Source organism: Psychrobacter sp. AOP7-B1-24 (assembly GCF_052376215.1).
Taxonomy (GTDB): Bacteria; Pseudomonadota; Gammaproteobacteria; order Pseudomonadales; family Moraxellaceae; genus Psychrobacter.
The window spans coordinates 1-3577 of record NZ_JBQSVL010000135.1 but is presented as its reverse complement, the minus strand read 5'-3'; the positions used below and the strand labels follow the sequence as shown (position 1 = coordinate 3577).

General features: G+C 40.8%; 3 protein-coding genes. All 3 read right to left on the bottom strand.

The features are described 5' to 3' along the window. Positions 1 to 20: 20 nt before the first annotated feature. The 3 genes from ACT3QP_RS14360 to ACT3QP_RS14350 all read right to left on the bottom strand — a co-directional run bounded on the left by ACT3QP_RS14360 (position 21) and on the right by ACT3QP_RS14350 (position 3497). On the bottom strand, positions 21 to 1328 hold the full coding sequence (locus ACT3QP_RS14360) for an OmpP1/FadL family transporter (protein ID WP_444525974.1): 1308 nt from the start codon (positions 1326 to 1328) through the stop codon (positions 21 to 23). 443 nt (positions 1329 to 1771) lie between these two features. Beyond that, on the bottom strand, positions 1772 to 2956 hold the full coding sequence (locus tag ACT3QP_RS14355; protein WP_192520755.1) for an OmpP1/FadL family transporter: 1185 nt from the start codon (positions 2954 to 2956) through the stop codon (positions 1772 to 1774). Positions 2957 to 3200: 244 nt separating this feature from the next. Further along, positions 3201 to 3497 carry a SlyX family protein gene (locus ACT3QP_RS14350; protein ID WP_192520756.1) on the bottom strand — a complete coding sequence of 99 codons (297 nt, stop codon included), beginning with the start codon at positions 3495 to 3497 and terminating at the stop codon, positions 3201 to 3203. Positions 3498 to 3577 lie beyond the last annotated feature (80 nt).

The window sequence follows — 3577 nt, the reverse complement described above, 5'->3', positions numbered from 1 at the left end:
AACAACGATATAAGAAATTATTATTGCGCTTGATAAGACAGTTTCACACCAGCAATAAAGCCATCATTATCTTGGAAATCACCAACTATTTTATCAGTTGGTAACGCGCCTTTAGCATCACCGAACCACAAATATTTGCCACCAGCTGATACTGCCCAATTTTTAGTGACGTTATATTTTGCGCCAAGACCAACACTGTAGTAGCCTTCGATAGGACCAAGCGATGTTACAGGATTACCAGCACCACTATCCCAACCAACTGTACCACTAACTGCTAATGCTGGTGTCATACGCTTAGCTAAACCAAGCTCTACTTGCCATTGGTCATCATCATACTCAACCAAATTCAGACCATCAGGTCGTTCAGCATTTTTACTCACTTCATTGTATAATGGCGGTGTGATGACAAAATCGCTCCACGGTACCCAGCGTACTTTAGCAGTGGCTAGTGTCGTAGGGTTAATACCTGTTTGGAAGTCAAAATTGACAGATTTAGGTGTTGTAATTTCATAATCACTCTTTTGACTAGCTGACAGCGCGCCTCCAGAAATAATAGATCTGATAGGATAGGTTTCAGCTATATCTACATTATGTTCAATCTCAGAACGGTACGTCAGCGCTGCTTTTAAAGCAATCTCAGGCTTGTAATAGGCAACACCTGCTATATAACCATAATCCATATCAGGGTTACTAGTCGAAGTGTAACCACTAGCAGGGCCGTATGCCAATCCACGTAGCTTGGTTTCTGCTTGGATACGCTGTGCCACTGGGCCACCATACACTTGGAAGTTTTTATTTTCACCGAACTTCACACCAAGTATACCTGTCAAGCTTTGACTACGTACTTCGACGTTAGTATTTTCACCAGCGGCACTTGTCTCAGCTGTGGCTATCGCACCCGCAGTTGGCTGATCAACTCCGTCAGCTACCAACTCACCAGCAGACTCACCTAAATTATCGTTTGCCACAAAATTACTTTCAGTATACTCGGCAGCAGCACCGAAAGGTTCATCATATAAAACACCAATACTAAACGTATCATCAATATCAGTTTTTACACCATAACGAAAAAAGTCATAAGGCTCAGCGATATCACCTGTTTTATTACCACGTTCATAATCATTACTATAAGGATTAGTATTGGCAGTATCATAACCACTCACATCGGCATCGATATAAGTATAAACGGCTTCAGCATAAGTGCCATCTTGAAAGAAAGCGGTGACATCTTGACCAGAACGATCAAGACCAGCTGCATTGGTGACGCTGGCTATAGAAAGGGTAGCAATCGCTACTGCGAGGGTTTTCAAATGAAAGTGATTGCGCATTGTGTATCTCCAACGATCCTTGTTGTATTACTACTTCAATAACCAATATATGGCATTGCTGCGCTTAACATTGAGGTTATCAAAGTCGTGTCCTAACTTGAATACTAATGCCTTTTAGACACTAAAACAACAAACAAAGCAGTTTATTTCCCAATTATGACTGAACAGTATAAATAGCATATTAGTACTTGATTTTCTAATAATATATATTTTATAGCACTCTTAACATTATCTAGACACAGCTAACGCTTGTAAAATCCGCAAAAACTAGAGGTAATAAAATTTTCTATAAAGCTGTTACAGGTAGCAATATGTGCACAAAAAAAGCGACCCGTATAGAGTCGCTTTTTTTTCATTGCCAAATATATTACTTAGCAATATAACCATCATGGAACACAATCATGATGAAACTTAATCATGGTGAAATTTAGTCATGGTGAAACTTACTTTGCTTGATAAGAAACTTTCATACCAACTACAAAAGCGTCATTGTCTTCAAAGTTGCCAACAACATTTTTGGTCGGCACCTGACCATCAGCATCACCAAGCCATAGGTATTTACCACCCGCTGAAACTGCCCAGTTTTCTGTGACATTATACTTAGCCCCTAAACCGGCACTATAGTAACCCTCTGTAGGGCCTAATGAGGTCACAGGATTGCCAGCACCACTATCCCACCCAACGGTACCACTGACCGCTAAAGCTGGATTCAAACGTTTGGCAAGACCTAGCTCAACTACCCATTGATCTTCATCATAACTGACTAACGGTAGGCCGTCTGGTTGATAAGCAGCGTTCAGTTTACTAACGTCATTGTATAGTGACGGTACAATTGAGAAATCACCCCATGGCACCCAACGTACTTTTGCAGTTGCTAATGTCGTTGGATTGATACCCGTTTGAAAATCAAAGTTGACTGACTCAGGGGTAGTAATATCAATATCACCTGATCTTGGACCAAATCCAGGGAAGCTTGCTACTGCAGGGTAACTTTCTGCAGCATCAGCTGTATGTTCAATCTCTGAACGGTACGTCAACGCCGCTTTTAGTGCAATTTCAGGCTTACTGTAGGAAACACCAGCAATATAACCATACTCTTGATCTGGGCTGATGTGGGTCGTATAACCATTCGCAGCACTATAGGCTGTACCGCGCAGCTTTACATCAGCTTTAACACGCTGGGCCACTGGACCGCCATATACTTGGAAGTTTTTATTTTCACCAAATTTTGCACCGACGATACCGGTAATACTCTCAGTACGGACTTCTACATTCGTACCTTCACCACTAGCGTCGACGAAATTGTTGTCACCACTATAGTCAGCCGCAGCACCAAAAGGCTCATCATATAAGATACCAACACTATAAGTATCATTGAGGTCTGCTTTTACACCGTAACGAAAGAAATCATAAGATTCGGCGATGTCACCAATTTTGTTACCTGCCACATCATTACCTGTCACATCAGCATCGATGTAAGTATAGACAGCCTCGGCATAAGTACCGTCTTGTAAAAATGCAGTAATATCCTGACCTGAACGATCAAGGCCAGCAGCACTAGCAACACTAGCAACAGAAAAAGCAGCAACAGCCACTGTTAGATTTTTGAGATGGAAGGTATTGCGCATTATATGTCTCCAAACGTCCGCATTGTTTTACTGCATACCGGTTTTTTGTGAGTAAGCAGTATCCTAGATGGGGAATAGTAATGATTTTTAAACATTAAAACAACCGTAAGGATACATTATTTATTCTGTATGACCAAGTAGTCATTGTTAGATATGTATATCCATAAATAGAAATATACTCGATTCATGTTGAAAATTTTTACAGACGCACCATCAGTGCTCTGATCAAAGAATAAAACACACTCTAGTAATGAGGTGGTCTATCTGCCATCACATCAAATGGCGCAATACCACTGTCTGTATCTTGATCCTTAACTTGTTTATAAATCAACTGCAGCTGTCGTTGTAATGTCTGAATATCTTTATCTTGCCGCGCAATCACTTCATCGAGACGATCGACTATTACCTCAAGATGTGCCATGCTCATTTGCAGGTCAATAACCTGCTGCATTTGTGATTCAGCCTGCACAACTGAGTCATCAGTTTGAGCATTATCTTCAGCGTTGTTTTCAGCATTGTCTTTAGTGTTAGGTGGATTCATGTCTTTCTCTGGGTTATCGTAAATATAAAGCTAGGCATGTCGTCAATCAGCACATTGATACATTTAACGACCTTAAATAT

Coding starts and splice junctions, on each gene's coding strand:
- ACT3QP_RS14360 (WP_444525974.1), bottom strand. CDS start 1,328: ATGCGCAATCACTTTCATTTGAAAACCCTCGCAGTAGCGATTGCTACC.
- ACT3QP_RS14355 (WP_192520755.1), bottom strand. CDS start 2,956: ATGCGCAATACCTTCCATCTCAAAAATCTAACAGTGGCTGTTGCTGCT.
- ACT3QP_RS14350 (WP_192520756.1), bottom strand. CDS start 3,497: ATGAATCCACCTAACACTAAAGACAATGCTGAAAACAACGCTGAAGAT.